The sequence below is a fragment of the Phycisphaerales bacterium genome (assembly GCA_020852515.1).
Taxonomy (GTDB): Bacteria; Planctomycetota; Phycisphaerae; order Phycisphaerales; family UBA5793; genus UBA5793.
In genome coordinates, this window is record JADZAS010000013.1 from 52198 (window position 1) to 70799 (window position 18602).

General features: G+C 64.0%; 18 protein-coding genes. 4 read left to right on the forward strand and 14 right to left on the reverse strand.

Annotated features, from left to right (window positions below; genetic code table 11):
• From IT430_06395 to IT430_06415, 5 genes are all read right to left on the reverse strand, one after another.
• Positions 1-495, reverse strand: coding sequence for a DUF892 family protein (locus IT430_06395; protein ID MCC6907549.1), 495 nt, complete (start codon positions 493-495; stop codon positions 1-3).
• A gap of 43 nt (positions 496-538) precedes the next feature.
• Complete coding sequence (locus IT430_06400) at positions 539-1195, reverse strand: BON domain-containing protein (protein MCC6907550.1); 657 nt, start codon at positions 1193-1195, stop codon at positions 539-541.
• Positions 1196-1422: 227 nt separating this feature from the next.
• Positions 1423-2625 carry a hypothetical protein gene (locus IT430_06405; protein ID MCC6907551.1) on the reverse strand — a complete coding sequence of 401 codons (1203 nt, stop codon included), beginning with the start codon at positions 2623-2625 and terminating at the stop codon, positions 1423-1425.
• Positions 2626-3117: 492 nt separating this feature from the next.
• On the reverse strand, positions 3118-4113 hold the full coding sequence (locus IT430_06410) for a DUF892 family protein (GenBank protein ID MCC6907552.1): 996 nt from the start codon (positions 4111-4113) through the stop codon (positions 3118-3120).
• An 82-nt stretch (positions 4114-4195) separates the two neighbouring features.
• Positions 4196-4957: a response regulator transcription factor gene (locus tag IT430_06415; protein MCC6907553.1), complete on the reverse strand. Its 762-nt coding sequence runs from the start codon at positions 4955-4957 to the stop codon at positions 4196-4198.
• Between the two features lie 246 nt (positions 4958-5203).
• Between IT430_06415 and IT430_06420 the strand changes: the two genes are divergently transcribed.
• The 3 genes from IT430_06420 to IT430_06430 all read left to right on the forward strand — a co-directional run bounded on the left by IT430_06420 (position 5204) and on the right by IT430_06430 (position 9585).
• Positions 5204-6520, forward strand: a complete 1317-nt coding sequence (locus tag IT430_06420) for a PRC-barrel domain-containing protein (GenBank protein MCC6907554.1) — start codon at positions 5204-5206, stop codon at positions 6518-6520.
• Positions 6521-6756: 236 nt separating this feature from the next.
• A complete protein-coding gene (locus tag IT430_06425; GenBank protein MCC6907555.1) occupies positions 6757-6873 on the forward strand; it encodes an entericidin A/B family lipoprotein in 117 nt (38 codons plus the stop codon).
• 636 nt (positions 6874-7509) lie between these two features.
• Positions 7510-9585: a site-2 protease family protein gene (locus tag IT430_06430; GenBank protein ID MCC6907556.1), complete on the forward strand. Its 2076-nt coding sequence runs from the start codon at positions 7510-7512 to the stop codon at positions 9583-9585.
• 148 nt (positions 9586-9733) lie between these two features.
• Here the strand turns inward: IT430_06430 and IT430_06435 are convergent, their stop codons facing one another.
• The gene (locus tag IT430_06435; protein MCC6907557.1) at positions 9734-10741 is read right to left on the reverse strand and encodes a hypothetical protein; all 1008 of its coding nucleotides are present in this window, start codon (positions 10739-10741) and stop codon (positions 9734-9736) included.
• Between the two features lie 409 nt (positions 10742-11150).
• Here IT430_06435 and IT430_06440 point away from each other — a divergent pair, with 409 nt between their 5' ends.
• Positions 11151-13403: a DUF2092 domain-containing protein gene (locus IT430_06440; protein MCC6907558.1), complete on the forward strand. Its 2253-nt coding sequence runs from the start codon at positions 11151-11153 to the stop codon at positions 13401-13403.
• Here the strand turns inward: IT430_06440 and secY are convergent, their stop codons facing one another.
• The 8 genes from secY to rplE all read right to left on the reverse strand — a co-directional run bounded on the left by secY (position 13404) and on the right by rplE (position 18576).
• Positions 13404-14804: a preprotein translocase subunit SecY gene (gene secY / locus IT430_06445; protein MCC6907559.1), complete on the reverse strand. Its 1401-nt coding sequence runs from the start codon at positions 14802-14804 to the stop codon at positions 13404-13406.
• Positions 14805-14892: 88 nt separating this feature from the next.
• Positions 14893-15390, reverse strand: a complete 498-nt coding sequence (gene rplO / locus IT430_06450) for a 50S ribosomal protein L15 (GenBank protein ID MCC6907560.1) — start codon at positions 15388-15390, stop codon at positions 14893-14895.
• An 87-nt stretch (positions 15391-15477) separates the two neighbouring features.
• Positions 15478-16170 (reverse strand): 30S ribosomal protein S5, encoded by a 693-nt coding sequence (gene rpsE / locus IT430_06455; GenBank protein ID MCC6907561.1) that lies wholly within the window; start codon positions 16168-16170, stop codon positions 15478-15480.
• Between the two features lie 66 nt (positions 16171-16236).
• Entirely contained in the window at positions 16237-16599 is a 363-nt protein-coding gene (rplR, locus tag IT430_06460) for a 50S ribosomal protein L18 (protein ID MCC6907562.1), read from the reverse strand.
• A 51-nt stretch (positions 16600-16650) separates the two neighbouring features.
• The gene (rplF, locus tag IT430_06465; protein ID MCC6907563.1) at positions 16651-17205 is read right to left on the reverse strand and encodes a 50S ribosomal protein L6; all 555 of its coding nucleotides are present in this window, start codon (positions 17203-17205) and stop codon (positions 16651-16653) included.
• A 66-nt stretch (positions 17206-17271) separates the two neighbouring features.
• The gene (gene rpsH, locus IT430_06470; protein MCC6907564.1) at positions 17272-17670 is read right to left on the reverse strand and encodes a 30S ribosomal protein S8; all 399 of its coding nucleotides are present in this window, start codon (positions 17668-17670) and stop codon (positions 17272-17274) included.
• A 75-nt stretch (positions 17671-17745) separates the two neighbouring features.
• A complete protein-coding gene (locus IT430_06475) occupies positions 17746-17931 on the reverse strand; it encodes a type Z 30S ribosomal protein S14 (protein MCC6907565.1) in 186 nt (61 codons plus the stop codon).
• A 51-nt stretch (positions 17932-17982) separates the two neighbouring features.
• Positions 17983-18576 carry a 50S ribosomal protein L5 gene (gene rplE, locus IT430_06480; GenBank protein ID MCC6907566.1) on the reverse strand — a complete coding sequence of 198 codons (594 nt, stop codon included), beginning with the start codon at positions 18574-18576 and terminating at the stop codon, positions 17983-17985.
• Between the last annotated feature and the right edge of the window lie 26 nt (positions 18577-18602).

Below are 18602 nucleotides of genomic sequence, written 5' to 3' on the forward strand. Positions count from 1 at the left end.
CTAACGTGCGTGGTGTCTGTCGCTGCTGAGGCGCGTCGCGATGCGGCACAGCGCCTCTTCCGTGTCCTCCTCCTCCGCGAGGTTTTCTTCGAGCAGGTCGGCAACGTCATCGCGGCGCAGTTCGCGAGCCCACTCGATCGCTTCCGAATAGGCCACAATTTGGTAGTGCACGCAGTGGCGCCCGGCGGTGGCGAGCACCACATCGCGCGCTTCCCGCTCGCCGTCCTGCCGAATGAGGTCTTCGGCCTCGCGCACAATGCCGACGGCGGCCTTCGACACTCCGCGCGGATGCTCCTGGCACATCAGCCGGAAGCACTCTTCCAGGCGCTGGATCTGCACGCTGGTCGCATCGCGGTGCTGCCTGAAAGTGTCGGCAAGCGCTTCGTCGTCCGCTGCATCCGCCAGCCTGCCAAGGCTCCCGCGAAACTCCTCTTCCGCACTGAGCAAATCGGTCATGACGCGGCACAACGCATCCTCCAGACTCCGGATGACCATTACGGTTCCTTCCACCACCCACCGCCGACTCCATGGCGACCTTCTACCGCTGCTGCGTCCCGGCGCCCGGCCCGCCGCGCTCGTCTTCCGATTGCGTCTGAACGCGCAAGCAGTTCTCCACGTGCTCGATCGTCACTGCGTCCTGGGCGAGTCCTTCGATGCATCGCTTCATCCGATGATCCGGCACGGAACCCCGGAGCGTGACCTCCCGACCGTGCACGTCGATCTCTACGTCGCTGGCGTCGATCGAGGGCTCGCGCATGATGTGTTCGGCGATGTCTTCGCAGACGCGCGCCTCTGAGCGCTGGTAGTTCCTGGGGCACTTGCCAAAAGTCCGGTGCTGCGGTGCGCGCTTCGCCCACTGCGTCCACCGCCCAGCGCCGCTCTCGGGCGATCGGGACTGCTGCCGATAGGGCGCCTCTTCGGGGTAGCGAGGCGACTGGCCGGCGGTGGGCGACGTGCGTTGGCCTTGCGGCTCGTACCCCTCGGCGACCCCGTATGAATAGAAGCCTTCCGGCTCCCCCGGTGCCTGATTGCCCTGATGCCACCGCCGCTCCTCGTGGCCCTGCCGAGCGTCGTTGCGCCGGCCTGGGTGCTCCTCGTGCGACCCGACTCTCATCTCGTGTGGATACGGGTTGATGTCATCGTGAGCATACTGCGGCGGCCGTCCGGCAAACGGGCGTTGGGTGAAATCGCTCATTTCCTAGCCTCCTTGCGGGTCCTCGTCGCGTCAGATGTAATATACGATTGCAGGGTGAACCCGGTCTGAAGCGGGAGTGAAAAGCGCATCATGAACGCGGTTCAAAAGCGTTCAAGCGACGAACCACGACAACAAAAAGACGATCGCTGCCCCACCGCTTTTGCAGCGGGACAGCGATGCGTGGGGGGCCGGATATGCCCGCGCGGCCTTGGGCCGCCGAGCAACGATTACGGCTTGTTGTATTCCTGGTTGTTGCGGTGGTTGTCCATGTCCTTGCCCTCCTCGGCCTTGCGGAGAAGGTCGCGGAATTCGCCGACTTCCTGCTCGCTCGAGCGGGTGTAAATGGCCTGATAGACCACGTTGGCCGGGAGCGGTTCATTGGCATTGAACTCGCGGTCCGGCGTCTGGGTCGGGTTGGTCCGCGGATTGGTCTGCCCCGGCGTGGTGGACGGGCGAATGGCAGGAGTCTCAGTTCCCGGCACATCGCCTGCGTACATCGTCACGCGATGCTGATCGTCCGAGATGATCTCCACCACGACCCGGACGTTTTCGCCGAATGGGCTAGTGTTGCCGTAAAGTTCGCGGCTGCGCGTGGTAGCAGGCTCGCGCTCGAAGCCGCCGGAATTGTCCTCATTGAGACCCCGATCCTTGTCGATGCCCGGCGTGTCGTCTTCGTTGAGGTCGCGCTCGCGATTGCCCGGCGTAATGCGCGTGGGCGTCCGATCGAGCATCGTGGGCTGGTGATCCTCGAAGACGATCTTGCGAGCGGCCACGTCGTAGCGACCCGTGCGGTAATGAATCTCACCATCGCGGTCACTCATGAAAACCGCCGTATAGGCGTCGTGCTGAGGATCAAACGCAAAGAACGAGAGGGACTGAATGGAGCGTTCATTGCCGACAATGCGGTTCGGATTCGGCTGCGGATCCGTCTGCGGAGTCCGGTCCGGATTCGTACCCGGAGTCGTGTCGCCGGGGGTCGTGCTCGGCCTGTTCGGATCCGTCGCAGGGGCGTGGTCGGCGATGAGGTAGGTCTGTTCGCCGAGGATCTGGTCGTTGAGGATCATGCGCGCCTCGGCCATGCCTCGGAACTTGCGCGGAGAGTCGTCGATCATGCCGTCGCCGGGCCGACGATTGGGATCCTGGGCATTGGGCCCGCCCGTGTTCTCGCGCCGGAACGAGTCGTTCTGCCCGTTCCGGTCCAGCGCGTTCTTGATCCTGTCCCAGTAGAGCGGGTTGACGCGCGCCTCGACTTTCCAGACTCCTTCCATGCGATGAAGGATCGACGGCGCAGCGTCGTCGCGGTTCACCGGCTGACGGTTCACCGTCGTCGGCTGCCGATTCGCCGGATCCTGCGCCACGTTGGCGCCGCCGAGCGGGGCGAGCGATGCGAGCATCGCGGCACTGCACAAAAAGCACACGTGAGATTTCATGGAAACACACCTTTCGTGTATCGAATGCAATGGTCAAAGCAACATCCACATGCTACCGCAGCACGATGAGACTGCCCTGAATCCTGCCTGAAGTCGTGTTAATAGAACTTGGCGTCGCAACTCGCACCGATGAACGGGCGGCACAGGGTTCACTTTGGCCTGATGTGCCCCCGCCTTCTCGGCCGGAGACCCGATCATCAAGGATTCACCTCGGCGCGAGTCGGCGCACTCAGCATTGAGGCGAGTAGCCCACAAGGAATATCCTGCACGGCGTTAAGGGAGCATCGCGGCGCTCCATGGAATCCAGAGCGTCTGGCGATGGTGCATGCGCAGCATCTCGAGGCGCATATCCATGGACGTGTGCGCAGACGCCGGAGCGAATGGCGGCTGCTGTCTGGCCTCCTGTTCGCGGCCGCCTGACGACTCGCGGCGGCTCTCGCGCGACCCGTGCCGATGGTGCTCGTGGCCGCGGGATCCTGGCGTCGGCTCGCGTCAGTCCGCGGTTCGTTGACTTGTGCTTCGCCTTCCGGACCATGACATCGCTTGCGCTGTGTTCATCGTTTCGAGTGTGACTTCGACCGCGTCGTCGAATGTTCCGCCCAGACGCGCCGCCAGCGCTCGCTTGTCCCCCAGCACCTGCCGGCAGATCTGCTCACTGCGCCCATCGCCGGCGCGCCGCGCAAAGCGAAGCAGCAGTTCGTATCCCCCGATCTGCAGATGGAGAAACGCGAAAGCGAACGCGGCCATCTTGGCGGGTCGGTCCGTCTGCACCTGGAAGAACACGCCCCAGTTGAATCCACCGAAGGCCATCGCGGCGTCGAGCACGTTCGAAGCGTCCGACCCCGCGTGTTCGCGCGCTTCGCTGAGCATGTTGCGGCAAGCCTGGTCGAAATTGGCGCCCTGGGGCGACATGTGCCGGGCCCGCTCGAGCAGTTTGTTGGCCTGCATCTCCAGTGCGTGGGCCTCCTTGAGGTGCTTGCGCAACTGATCGCCGAATTCATCGGGCGCCGTATCGCCATGCGAGGCCTGCTCGGCCCGATCAAAGCACGCTTCGAGGCGCTCCATCATCGTGTGCTCCTGCGCGGCGATCTCGTGCGCTACGTGCTCAACCTGCGCGTCTTCAGCTTGCGCGGCCAGTCGCTTGAGCATCTCGTAACCCGCCCACTCCATCGCCTCGTACGAATAGGAGTGGGCGACAAGGCGGCCGGGCGTCTCGGGCAGCGCGCGCGCAAAGAGCAGAAACGATTTGCCGCCCGTGCGCATGATGGCGTCCTTCAGCGCCGAGGGCTCGCCACCGCGCGCTTCGAGCAGTTCGTGCACGAGCGCCGCCTGCTGGCGCGTCTCGGCGTAATGGAGTCGAAACTGTTCCGCAATGAAATCATCACCCGCCATTTCGGGCGCCGAAACCAGTTGCGCCAGCGCCTGCAGTTCGACCGAGTACATGTCGCTGAGGAAGTGGACAAGCTCTTCGGCTGGAGTGCGTGTCATGGCAATCCTCCGCGGATGTGTCTTGTGCCATGAGACTAATCGGCGCCGATTAATCGCGCGTTAACAGCCTGTGAAAAGCTGCTCAGCGGCCATCGTGCGTCACGGCCTGCGCGGATGCAGCCGGCGACCGCGGCGCCGAAGGGGCAGAGCCATCGCGTTGTACGCCCGCCTCATCGAGCACGCCAAAGCGATACCCCGCACCGATGACGGTGTGAATCAGCGGCGTGTCGAACTGCCGATCGGCCTTGCGCCGCAGGTTGGAAATGACCACGTCAATCACGTTGCTCGACGGCTCGTATTGGGCGTCCCAGACGCGCTCGGAGATCGCGTGCCGCGTCAGGACGCGGTTGGGATTGCGGATGAGGAACTCGAGCAGGGCAAACTCGCGGGCGGACAGCCTGATGTGCTCGCCGGCGCGGACGGCGCTGCGCTTATCGAGGTTCAGTTCGAGATCGTGGTACTTGAGAACGCGTGACTCGGTGGCCTGCCCCCGGCGCAGCAGAGCGCGGACCCGGGCGATGAGCTCGTCAAACTCAAAGGGCTTGGTGAGGTAGTCATCCGCCCCGGCGTCGAGCCCCAGCACCTTTTCGTTGGTGTCGGCAAGTGCGGTAAGCATCAGGATCGGCGTCCGCACCTCGCGCCGGCGCAGGCTGCGGCAGACCTCCACGCCATCGCGGTCGGGCAGCATGCGGTCGAGCACGATGATGTCGAATTCGTCCGAGGCCGCTCGACGCTCGCCGGCGGCGGCGCAATCGCAGGTTTCCGACACGTAGCCGTGCTCGACCAGACCTCGGCGGATGCCTTCGGCCATTCGCGGATTGTCTTCAATCACCAGCACACGCACCGGCATTCTCTCCCACTGCCCGAAGAGGACGGCGCTGTCCCGCTTCGGGCATGATACCCGCTTCTACTGAAGGAAAGGCGCGCCGCCGCGATTGGCGCGTGCGGAGGCGGCTGGATGAGCGCATTTTAACCAGGAACTCAGAAAAGTTTCACGCCGCGTAAGTACCGTCACAATGGAGCGGCATCACGTTCATGCATTGATCCACGGGCCATTCTGTGGCCCCGACACCGAAAAGGGAGAAAACCGATGAGACCCATTCTTCTTACAGCCATGATCGGAACGCTGGCTTGCGCCGGAACTGTGACGGCACAATCGCCCGAGCGAGACCAGCCAAACAGGAACCAGCCGCGCGAGCGGACCCAGGACGAAAGACAGGATCAGAATCGCGATCAGTACGCGCGAAATCAAAGTCTCAAAGAGAGCTTCACGACCTGCGACACGCTGCTTGATGCGTCGATCAAGAGTGAGCGGGACACCGAGCACGAGGCCGAGGTGGACGAACTGATCATGGATACCCGCAACGGCCGTATCCTGTACGCCATCGTGGATACCAACGAGATTCTCGGCAGCGAGGACAAGATCGTGGCGCTGCCCTACGGCGCGCTGGCGTGGGACGCGGCAACGAAGACTTATCGCATCAACGCCAGCACCGCCCAACTTGCGGCTCTGCCCAACTTCGACGAGGACAACTGGAAGAACCTCCAGAGCGACTCGTGGTGGAGTTCGCTTCGTGGCGCCTTCGGCGATCGCAGCGAATTCCGGGACGCCCGGGACCAGAAGGGCGATGAGTACACCATGTTCTTCCATGATGGACGCGCCGAGACCATGAAGGGGCACGTGGTGTCCGTCGATCGCCAGATGCCCTCGACCCGCGATTCGAAATACTGCGCCGTGGTGCTTAGTTCGCCCGAGGATAATCAGCGCCACGTCGTGCTGTTGGCGCCGGTCGAATACCTCGACCAGCAGTCGGTCGCCTTGCCCAAGGAAGGCAGCGAGATCAACGTCACGACCATCAAGGGCTACAACGCCAAAGGCGAGCCGATCCGCGTGGCGCAGCGCGTCACCATCGACGGCAAGACCGTCGAGTTGCGCGATGACAAGGGCGTTCCCAAGTGGAAGGCAGTCAACGACCGCGGCCCGTTTTACCTCGAGCGTGTGAGCGCCCTGACGGACGGCTCGCTCATGATCGAGGGCGAAGAGTTCGGCGACGTGAACCAGGTCATCTTCGAGCCGCAGAGCGGTCAACTGGCGTTCTACATCATCTCGGTCGGCGGCGTGCTGGGCATTGATGACACGCTGTACCCCGTGCCGGACGATGCGGTAACCATCGGCCAGGAGGACAACCTGTACATCGACATGTCCAAGTCGAAGTTCCGCCTCGCGCCCAAGCTCTCGGGCAAGGGAACCGACGACCTCAACGTCGCCGCGTTCGCCTCGAGCGTCTACGACTACTACGGCGCGAAACGGCCCGACTTCGACCTGAAGCGCTCCGAGAAGTGGTGCGACGAAGACGAGAAGGCGCGGGACAAGGACGAAGATCACAACGAACACCCCGATCGCTGATTGATCACGATTACGCCGCACCGGAGCCTTATCGGTCGCCCCCTCGTCTCGAAAGCTCCGGCGCGGTATTTGAGCGTCTTGCCGCCTGACCGCGGCAGGACGCCTTCGGATGAAAGAAGTAGGTTTCAGTCGGCGCCACCCCGGCGCTGACTGGCAGTGTGGCGCCTGGATGACAACGAACCTGCTGGAAGGAGGACGTGAGGACGTCATGAGACGTTGCGCAGTGAACACAATGGCTGGCGCTCATCGCAGCCGCCGCGCACCTCATCCTGCTGGCCGGCTGCAACACGATCCACGGCGTTGGCGAAGACGTCGAAGCCGCAGGCGACGCCCTGCAGGATGCGGCAGATTGAACCCCGCAGTCATCCCAACTGAGCGAAGCGAGCATGACTTTCACTGCTTGAGGCCGTACTGGATGGAGACGGGCGCCTCACCGGCGATGCGCTCGATGCGAGCGCCGGAACATCCGAGGGAGGGTGAGTCAGCCTGCTGACTTGCCCATGAAATGGGCCGTACGGTGCCGGCCAGTCGGTGCCGCTCCGGCCGATCGAGTCCCGCTCAGTGATCATCCGGGCGGGATTCTTTTTGCGCAGGAGCGAAGCGACAGGAGCCGGAAGAAATGTGCAATGTTATCCACAATCATGCGGAGATAAGGCGAATTTCATCCGGCGTTTAAGTGGCATTCATACGTGCCGGTTACTGTCTTGGCGTTGACTCGGGCGAGTCGGCAAACCGGTCCACCACCTCCGCGCGGCGAGTCGTCCTCGCAGCCTCGAACTCGCCATTGAGCGGAGCCCATCGCGTTTCGTCGCCTCTAAGGCGGCGAAATGCTTTTTTCTGCTTCCGCGTCACGCCTCGGGCGGCTCCCTTCGCCGCGGCAAAAGGCCGTGGAGCACGTCCCGGCGAACTGCCGGTCCAGCGCGCGGCCTATCCTTGTCCGACGCCCGGGCTCCTCGACAGGGGCAAAACCGCCGATAATCTCCAATCACATGTCCACGTTCTTCGATTTTCTGCTTCTGCTGCTTGGCTTCAGCCTCGTGATCTTTGTGCACGAGCTGGGCCACTTTGCCGTCGCCAAGTGGGTCGGCATCAAAGTCGAGCAGTTCGCCATCGGCATGGGCCCGGCGGCACTGTCATGGCGCAAGGGCATCGGCTTCCGCTCGGGCAGCACGCAAGGGGCCTACGACGCGGCCCTGCGCAAGGGCGTACCCGCGTCGGAGTTGGGAGAGACGGAATACCGCCTGAACTACCTGCCTCTGGGCGGATACGTCAAGATGCTCGGCCAGGAAGATCTCGACATGGCCGCCATCGTCGATGATCCGCGCTCGTACAGCAGCCGGCCGGTGTGGGCCCGGATGTGCGTGGTCTCGGCGGGCGTGGTGATGAACCTCATCTTCGCAATGGTGCTGTTTGTCATCTGCTTCATGTGGGGCATCAAGACACCGCCGCCGATCGTCGGAGGCGTTCAGCCCGAGAGTCTCGCCGCCGTCACGATGCCGCAGAATGCGCAGGACCACGGCATCGTCACGCCGGGCATCCAGCCGGGGGACCGGGTGGTTTCGATCAACGGCGAGCCGGTCAAAACCTGGGAACAGGTGCTCATGTCGGCAGCGCTCGCCAAGCCCGGGCAGTCGTTGCGCGTCGTCGTCGATCGCGGCGGCGTGGAGTTGACCTTCGATCTCATGCCCCGCGAAGACCAGCAGACGCAGTTTCTCGCGCTGGGGCTGACGACCACGCAGAGCAACCGGATCATCGACTTCAAGCCCGGCTCGGAGTCGGCAGAAGTTGTGAGCGCGACCTTCAAGCGTGCCGGCCTCGACGACGTGCGCGTCGAGCCGGGCATGGTGCTGAGCGAAGTGAACGGCAGGCCGGTCGACGCTGTCTGGCAATTGAGCCAGGCCATCGACGAGTCGAACGGGCAAGACATTGGACTGACGTTTACGAGCACCGGCGGTGACGGCTCGCAGCACGCGTCGCTCCGGCCCGATCCTGATTTCATGATCGCCCAGGTGCAGCACGATTCGGCGTGGTACGCGCTGCGGCACGTGCTGGGGCTCGTGCCCGCACCGAGCATCATGGCCGCGGCGCCCGAGCGCGAAGGGAAGGCCGGCCCGCGCGCCGGCGACATCATCAAGCGCATCGGCGACATTCGCTGGCCGCGCGTTGACGAGGTCGGGCAGGTGCTCGTGCCTCATGCCGTGGCGCCGATGGTGGTGCTGCGCGGCGGCGAAGAAGTCACCTTCGAAGTCAGCGTGCGCCGCAATGGCGCTGTGGGCTTTCAGTCCAGTGACATGCCCGCCACGTCGCCTCCGATCGTGGCCGACACGCTGAGCACCCTCCCCGCCGGCGAGGGCGAGGCCGTGTCGGCTGCCCCCGCGGCGGCGCTCAATCTCATGCCCGGCACGCGGCTGGTATCGATCGATGGCGCCACGGTGCCAACCTGGCGCGACCTGTTCATTGCCCTGCGCGCCGCCGTCGATCCGGATGAGCCGACGACGATTTCGCTCACGTACGAGCTGCCCGTACCCGGCTCGCCGATCGAATCGACGAAGTGGACCATCAGCCCCGAGGCGGCGCGGTCGCTGTTGGCGCTGCAGTGGCACAGCCAACTCGCGGTGAACGTCTTCGAACCGATGCAGGAAGTGCAGAAGGCCGCCAACCCGATCGAAGCCGTGCAGATGGGCTTCGATCGAACGTGGAGCATGATCGTCACGACCTACCAGACGCTCGATCGGCTCGTGCGCGGCACGGTGGATGTGAAACAACTCAAAGGCCCGGTGGGGATTGCCGAGATCGGCACACAGTTCGCCGGACAGGGTTTACCTTACCTGTTGCTCTTCCTGGGAATCATCAACGTCAATCTCGCGGTGCTCAATTTCCTGCCCATCCCCATCGTCGACGGCGGGCTGATGGTCTTTCTGATCATCGAGAAGCTGAAAGGCTCGCCCGTCAGCGTGCAGGTGCAGAACGCGGCGACGGTGGTCGGCCTGCTGCTCATCGGCAGCTTGTTCCTCGTCACGTTCTACAACGACGTGCTGAACCTGATCGGGAACCTGGCAAGCTAATTAGAGCAGGCAGCAAGGCGGCGAGGCATCGAGGGGCACTTGCGGCCCTTGTGTGCCCGAGCGCGGCCCGGCTTATGGTCCAAGCACAGCGCCCCGCGATGGGGGTCGCGGGGCGCTGGCGTTGAGATTCAGTCAGTCGCGGTCGCGGTTACGGGATCTGACCGACGTTGCTGGTCGTGCACGGGTTGGCATCCACGACGACGAGTTGGAGGTAGCCGCCGCAGGCGCTGGTGCCAACGTTGCCGCTGACCGTGCCCATGCCGCTGCCGGTTGACATGGTGCGGACGAGTTGCAACTGCATTGTGCCCAGGCCGAGCATGGTGCCGGCGCACGGCCCGCCGCCGACGGTGAACGAGCCGGTGTTGAGGGCGAAGACGATGCCCATGGTGCTGCTGGGCGTGGCGTTGGACCAGTCGAGGTTGATCGTGCCCGGGCAGGCGCCCGAGACGCGAAGCCGGAACGAGCCACTGGCGCCCATGACATAGTTGAGGGCGTTGGCCATCATGACGGCGCCGTCGGTGTTCGCGTCCCAGAAGTCGCTGCGTGAGAGACTCGACGGGGCGTAAAAGTTCAGCCCGACGATCCCTGCCGCAAAGCCGGGCATCTCGACGACCAGCGGCCGACCGTTAGACCAGTCGGCGATGAGAATGGCGCCTGAGGAGATGCCGCCGGTGTTGTGGTAACTCGAAGTTCCGCCTGAGAAGTTCGACACGCCGGCCATAACGTCGTGGCTGGGGTCGTGCACGGTCCCGAGGGTGAGCGGCGTGCCTTGAGACTGGCTCGCGGTCTGCAGCGGCGAATAGCCGCCCGAGAACCATCGCCCGCCGGGACCGACGTTCCATGAGAACGTGGTCTGCACCACGCCGCCGCCAGAGTCCACGAAGTCAGCCAGAGCGTTGCCCCACGCGGTGGGGTCGATCGGACTGGCGTCGGTGAACGAGAGCACCGCGTCGTAGGCCGAAAGATCAGGCGTGCCGGTCGTGAGATTGAACACATCGACATTCTGCCCGCCGAGCAGGCCCGTAGCGACAATCGTGCTGCGGACCTCGTCGATCCACGTGCCGTTTGCAGCGCCGGCGATGAGAATGTCCGCCTGCGCGCCGCCTGCGCATGCCAGAACCGCGGCGCAGAAAGTTCCAAATCGAAGTGATGCCATGCTGGTCTCTCCTCTTCTTGCTCTGTTGGAGCGTTTTCGTCTCCCTCGCCGCCGACCTTCGACGGCGAACCACCTCTCAAGTCCACGCGGCGGCACACGGCGCCGAGTGGGGTGCAATCCCGCGGATTGCGGATGCGGGAACATCATACCAGAATCCTGCCCCGTTTTTGGGCACAACGAGGAGATTCGCAGGCGATAGAACGGATTGCCCGGCGTCCAGCGGGGCACCTGAGCGGAACCGGTGGGCGGTCGAAATGTCGCCCCAGGCCAGTTTCGGGACCTGCCGGAGCCGGGGGCCTGCCGTACCGTAATAGAAGCGGAGCCTTCCGACCTGAAGGCCGGAGGTCCGAGAACGGCGAGATCGTCGGGTCATCGGGTCACATTCGCAGCAGCGAGAAGGAGAGACATCATGTGGCAACGGATCGCAACGGGGTTCGTCGCGCTCGCGTCAAGCACCAGCATCGTTCTTTCCCAGCCACCTGATGCGGCTACGGGGGACGCGCGAGTGCAATGGCAGCGCATGATCGAGTATCTCGAGAGCCTTCCTGCGTATACATTCGATCTCACCTCGCGCAACGTCACGACTGCCGATGGGCTGCTCATGGACTACTCCATGCGCTACGCCGTCTCGATCGAGCGGCCGGGCCGCTACGCGCTGCGCTGGACGGGAGGGATGAAGGGTCCCGAGTACATCAGCGACGGCGCGAACCTCACGATCCACCTGCCGGTGGCCCAGCAGTACCAGGTGATCGACGCGCCGCCGAACGCCATCGACGCGCTCGATCCCGATCGGCTCGGATACCTCGGGGAGTTCTACGGCTCGTTCCTCGCCGACGCGCCGGGGATGCGCACGCTGCTGAGCGAGCTTCCAGCGGAATCAGCCGCGGCTCTCGCGGAGCAACTCGTCTACGTCGGCCTCGAGGCGATTGATGGCGTCGATGCCCATCACCTTCGAGTCGACAACTCAGCGCGGGCCCACGACGTGTGGATCGCTGCGGGCGATCCGCCGCGACCCGTGCGCTTCTCATTTGAGCCCGAGTCGCCGATGTGGGATGCATCGGACTACTGGGAAGAGCCGAAGAACGTGACCAGCATCACGCTGACCAACTGGAACGGTTCGCCGGTCCTCACGGATGAGTTGTTCGCGTTCGCGGCGCCGGAGGGAAGCGAGCAGGTGGACGATCTTTCGGAGGCGATGTTCAACATGGACATGGGTGAAACCGCAGGAGGCGAGGCCGAGCTGCTCGGCACGCCCGCGCCGGAATTCGAGCTCGAGTCGCTCGAAGGCACGAAGGTGCAGCTCGCCGGCCTGCGCGAGGGCGGCCGTATTGTCGTGCTCGATTTCTGGGCGACGTGGTGCCCGCCGTGTCGCGAGGGTCTGCCCGTCATCACCGAGACCATGGCGAACTACCCCGAGGACAAAGCCGTCTTCTACGCCATCAACGTCATGGAAGACGCCAAGACGGTCCGCACCTTCCTCGACGACCAGAAGCTCGATATCCACGTCCTGCTCGACAGCGAAGGCACGGTCGGCGACCTGTACGGCGTGACGGGCATTCCACAGACCGTCGTCATCGGCGCGGACGGCACCATCCAGTCGATCCACGTCGGTTTCATGCCGGGCGTGGGCGATCAACTCAAGGAAGAGATCGATACGCTGCTGGCGGGTGAATCACTCGTGGAAGCACGTGAGCGCCGCAGCGCCGAAGCGCTGGAGCTGGCGGACATGGAACAACTCTGGAGCGTGCCGGGCAACTGGCAGAGCGTGGCGGCAGATCCATCGGGCGTCGAGGTTGCGGTGGGATTCAAAGGCAATCGGCTGGCGAAGGTCAGCGCAGATGGCAAGGTGCTTTCCGAGGTGCCGGCTCAGTGCAGCGCGGGCGTGCTCCGCCTGGCCCGGCTTGTGCCCGGAGCAGTGGACCCGGCGGCAGTCGTGTTCAGCCAATGGGGTCAGACCGTCGAAGCGGTTGCCGCCGACGGCTCGTCGCTGTGGGACTACAACCTCGGCGACGGCGTGGATGACGTGTGGGCCGCCGATCTCGACGGCGACGACCTCGACGAAGTCATCATCGGCTACAACGGCTTCACCGGGCTGCACGTCCTCTCGAACGAAGGAGAACTCCGCTGGAAGAACACCAGCATCGGCAACGTATGGCACGTGACCGCTGCGGATGTGGACGGCGACGGACTGCCCGAAGTCATCACCACCTCGGCGGAGGGCAAGGTGCACATCTTCGACAAGGACGGCAAGCGCATGAAGAACTTCTCGCCCGGCGTCTACGCGAACATGGTCCGGGCCGTATCGCCGGGAAATGGCGCAGGCGGCGCCATTTATGTGGGCGGCTCGGCCCGGAATGGATCGGAGGCGGTCGTAAAGATGTCCATTGACGGGCAGCGGATGTGGTCGGTGGATCTGCCGGGAGAAACCTCGGCGTCGATCGACGCGATGGCCGTCAACGGCTCGGCGGCTCTGCTCGCGGTCACGACGCGAAGCGGGTCTCTTTACCTGCTCGACACGGACGCGGGAGAAATCCTGGCGCAGTATCCGGGCGTCGAACCGCTCAGCCAGATCGCGTGGATCAATGGCGACGGATCGCGGCCGACGCTGCTGCTGACATCGAGAACGGGGTTGACGGCGATCGCACGCAGCGTCGACGAGTGATCAGCCTCTTCGCCCGCGAATGCGATCTCCGCTGCCGCCGCCGAGGAAGCCGGAGTAGTTGCGCATGAGCAGGTTCGCCTCGATCCGCTGGACGAAGTCGAGCCCGACGCTCACGACGATGAGCAGGCCCGTACCGCCGAGGAAGCTCGAGACGACAAAGGGGATCTGCATCGAACTCGCCACGACCGAAGGGATGACGGCGATGATCGCAAGGAACCCGGCGCCGACGTAGGTGACGCGCTCGAGCACGGTTTCGAGGTACTCAGCCGTGCGCGGACCGGGTCGCAGGCCGGGGATGAACGAGCCGTGATCGCGCAGCTGCTCGCTCATCTCCTTGGGGTTGAACTGGACGGTGGTCCAGAAGTAACTGAAGAAGTAGATGAGGATGATCTCGCAGACGACGTAGGGGAACTTGCCCATCGTCATCGAGTCACCCAGGAATCGCGTGAAATTGATCCACCACGTCTGTTCGCTGCCCGAAGACATGTTGGCCAGGCTCGAGAAGCCCACCGAGGGGAAGATCATCAGCGACTGGGCGAAGATGATGGGCATGACGCCGCCGTGGTTGATGCGCAAGGGCAGGAAGGCCTTTTGCCCGCCGTACACCTTGCGGCCGCGGGTGTGCTTGGCCTGCTGTATGGGGATGCGGCGCTGGGCCACGGTGATGACGATGGCGCCGGCGGTGACCGCCATGAACGAACAGATGAGAAAGACGACCGCGAGCGGGCCGTAGCGGGCGTCGCTGGTGGCGTCGAGGCTGAAGTCCTGGGCGACGAGGTTCACCGCGGTGGGCATCTGCGCCAGGATGCCGGCCGTAATGATGAGCGACACGCCGTTGCCCAGGCCGTATTTGTCGATCTGCTCGCCGAGCCACATGAGAAAAGTCGTGCCCGCAACCAGCGCCAGCACGCCTTGGATGCGGAACGACCAGAGCAACCCGGTGTTGTTGGCGATCGTGGGATAGATGAACCCCTGCGACTGCATGTAGGTCATCCACGCGAAGCCCTGGACGACGCACAGCGCAATGGTGGCGTAGCGCGTCCACTCGGTGATCTTCTGGCGACCGGTGGGGCCTTCCTTCTGAAGATCCTGCAGCGGCTTCCACGCCGAGGCGAGGAGCTGGAAAATGATGGAGGCGGAGATGTAGGGCATCACGCCCAGGCCGAAGATCGTGGATTGGCCGAGGTCGCCGCCGGTGAACGTAGAAATGTAGAGAGCCAGCTTGGTCGCCGCGTTGCTGTCGGATTCCCTCTGACTGAAGAACTGCTCGAGTTGCGACTGATCCACGCCAGAGAGAGGAATCCAGAAACCGATCCGGTAGATCGCGAGCATCGCGATCGTGAAGAGCAGTTTGTTCCTCAGCTCGGGGATGCGAAAGACATTGATGAAGGCCTGGAACATGGTGAGCAAGCCAATCTGCGAGTCAATCCTGATCGGTCAGCAGAGCCGCCCGTCGGGCCCGGCGGCACGCGAGGCGCGAGCGAGGCGATTACTTCTTCTTCGACTTGGCGCCGGCGGCCGGCCGCTTCCACGTGGTCTTCATACTCAGTTCGATGCTGCCACCGGCCTGCTCGATCTTGGCGCGGGCCGTCTCGGAGACTTTGCCGGCCGAGATCGACAGCTTTTTGGTCAGATCACCGCTGCCGAGCACTTTCACGGGAAGTTCGGTGTCGCGAATGAGCCCCTTGGCGATGAGTGAATCGGCGTTGACGGTTTCGCCGGCGCTGAAGTGCTTCTCCAGGTCACGGACGTTGACGACGTAGAACGTCGTGGCGAAGGCCTTATTGGAGAAACCGCGCTTGGGGATTCGCCGGAAGTAGGCGAGTTGTCCGCCTTCGCGGGCGAGTTTTTCGCTCCAGCCGCTGCGGGACTTGGCGCCCTTGTGTCCGCGTCCGGAGGTCTTGCCGTGCCCCGAGCCACGACCGCGCCCGATGCGCTTGCGTGCTTTGTAGGGTTCGACGAGGCTTGTGATCTCGTGGATCATCATGATGCGAACTCTCTTTCGAACAGCCGGTCGCCATCGCGGCGGCCGCGTTGATCATTCCTGTTGCTCCGCGCGGATCGCGGAGCGAATTCAGCCTGCGGGCTGCTCGGTCTGGCCGCCGCCGTCGGTCGAGCCGGTGCCGGAAGACCGGCCGCGGCGCGGTCGGCCGCGACCTCCGCCATCTCCTCCGCCGCGCCGTCCGCCTCGGCCGCCGCCCTGTTGCTCGGTCTGCTTGGGTTCCTTGCGGACGTATTCGACTTCGGGTGCGTTGGCGGTGAATTCTTCGACGTGGGTGGTTTCGATGCTCACGCCGCGCAGTTCTTCGATCTTCTTCTTGGAGCGGAGTTGCTTGAGGCCTTCCATCGTGGCCTTGACGAGATTCTTCTTGTTGGTTGAGCCGTAGCACTTGGTCAGGCAGTCGCGCACGCCGGCAAGTTCCAGGACGGCGCGGACGGTGCCGCCGGCCACAACGCCGGTGCCGGGGCTGGCCGGCAGCATGCGCACTTCGCTGGCGCCGTAGCGGCCCAGAACGGTGTGCGGGATGGTGCCCTTGATGAGTTCGACCTTGGTCAGGCTGCGGCGGGCGTCCTTCTCGGCCTTCTCGATCGCCGGGGGCACTTCCTTGCCCTTGGCGTAGCCGTAGCCGACCCGGCCGCGCCGATCGCCGACCACGACGAGCGCGCCGAAACTGAAGCGGCGACCGCCCTTGACCGTGGCGGCCGTGCGGAACACGCCCACGGTGTTGGACTCAAAGCCTTGTGATTCGCTGGATTCGTCAATCATGTTCGTTGATCCGATTCTCTCAGCCGCGTGCGTCGCGGCGATTGGTTGCTTTCCTGTCCAGGCCGATCAGAACTGAAGCCCCGCTTCACGGGCGGCGTCGGCCAGGGCCTTGACCCGGCCATGGTAGCGAAGCCCGTTGCGATCGAACTGCACCTGCTTGACGCCGGCCTGGCCGGCGCGCTGCGCCAGCAGGGCGCCGACGGTCTTGGCCGCGTTGATGTCGCCAGTCGATTCACCCTTAAACTCGGCGTCGCGCGAGGAGGCGGCGGCGATGGTGCGGCCGGCCACGTCGTCGATCACCTGGGCGTAGAGGTAGCGCAGCGAGCGGTAGACCGAAAGGCGGGGCCGATCGGGCGTGCCGAAGATCCGCTTGCGCATGCCGCGCCTGCGGCGCTGGCGGCGGAGAACTCGATCCGATGTGCGACTCATGTCCGTATCCTCCCGGGACCTGGCCCGAGTGTGTCAACTCAGCCGTCGGCATCAGCGGCCGACGACGGTCTTGCCTTCCTTGCGGATGATCTGTTCATCCGTGTACTTCACTCCCTTGCCGTTGTACGGCTCGGGCTTGCGCTTGGCGCGGACGGTGGCGGCGAACTGGCCGACCAGTTGCTTGTCAGCCGACGAGAGCGTGATGATCTGCCGCTCAACACCGACCTTGAGCCCGGCGGGCACAGGCACTTCAACCGGCTTGGAGTAGCCGAGGTTGAGGACGAGTTTGTTGCCTTGCAGGTTGGCGTTCCAGCCCACGCCGACCACTTCGAGCTTCTTCTCGTAGCCCTTGGTCACGCCTTTGACCATGTTCTGGATGAGCGAGCGCGTGGTGCCCCAGTAGGCCTTGTAGGCCTGGTCGCGCATCCGGTTTTCCGGAATCGTGCAGACGACTTCGCGCTTGGTCGAATCCCACTCCACCGCGACTTCGGGGCGGTGGGTGAAACTGAGCTTTTTGTCGCCCTTTTCGATGGTGACGTCTCGATTGTTGATCGTGACGTTCACACCGGCGGGGACGGCGACTGGTTTTTTTCCGACTCGAGACATGATTCAGACTCCTGCTGGGCTTGGCCGTAACTGCAGCGCGCCAGGCGCTCTCTCCGGCGGCGCGGGTCAATCGACCGTGGCCAGCAATTCGCCTCCGACTTTGAATTCACGACACTTTCGATCGCTGAGCACGCCGCGGCTGGTGGACACGATGGAGATGCCCAGGCCGTCGAGCGGCCGCTTGAGGTTGTCCACTCCGGTGTAGACGCGCTTTCCGGGTTTGCTCTCGCGGCGGATGTTGTGCAGGATCGTCTCGCCGCGCGGGCCGTACTTCAGGTGCACGCGGATCAGGCCGCCAAGGCCGTTGTCGATCACGTCGTAACTCTGGATGTAGCCCTCGTCGCGCAGCACATCGCACACACCCCGGCAGACGCGGCTGTTGACGCAGTTGACGGTCGTCGATTGGTTGCGCAGACCGTTGCGGATGCGAGTGAGCAGATCGGAAACCGGGTCGTTGAATGACATCAGTCAAACCCTCGTGTAGTCGTTCCATCAGGGGCCGCCGCGCGCGCCTGGGCGCTCGGAAGCGGCCGGTGTGTATTACCAACTGGCCTTGCGCATGCCGGGAATGAGCCCCTGGTGCGCGAGTTCGCGCAGCATGATGCGACTCACTCGAAACTTACGGTACACCCCGCGCGCGCGGCCGGTGATTTCGCACCGCCGCACCTTGCGCGTTGAGAACTTCGGGGGCCGCTTCAGTCTTGCCATTTGCGCTTTGGTTGCCATCGTCGATTCCTTCGCGGTCGCAGCCGCGTGCGTTGCGGATACGGATCCTGTTTATGACTCTTCCCGCTTGAACGGCCAGCCGAGTTCGGCCAGAACGAATCGGCTGATCTCGGGCGTCGAGTTGCGGAAGGAGATGTTGATGTGCATGCCGTGCGAGAAGTTCACCTTGCCCATGTCGATCTCGGGAAAGACGGCCTGCTCGTTGAAGCCGAAAGAATAATTGCCTTGCCGGTCGAAGGACGTGTCCTTGAGGCCGCGGAAGTCCTTGACGCGAGGGATCGCCAGGTGAATGAGCCGCGAGAGCAGGCCCCACATCCGCTCGCGCCGCAGCGTGACCATGGCCGCCGAGGTCGCGCCCTCGCGCACCTTGAAGTTCGCCACCGACTTCTTGGCGGTGAGCAGCACGGCCTTCTGGCCGGAGATGGTCGAGAGCGTCGAGAGCACGGTGTCGCGCACTTCCGGCTTGAGTTTGTTGTTTTCGAGTTGTTTGCCGACGCCGGTGTTGATGACGACCTTCTCGATGCGCGGCAGCGCCATGGGATTGGTGATGCCGAACTTCTCGCTCACCTTGGGGAGAACTTCGCTTTCGAACTTCTCCTGCAGGGCGGTCTTTTTCGTCGCCGGGGCTGTTGCTGCTGGACTCATGGCGTGATTCCGATTCTCGATCAGGT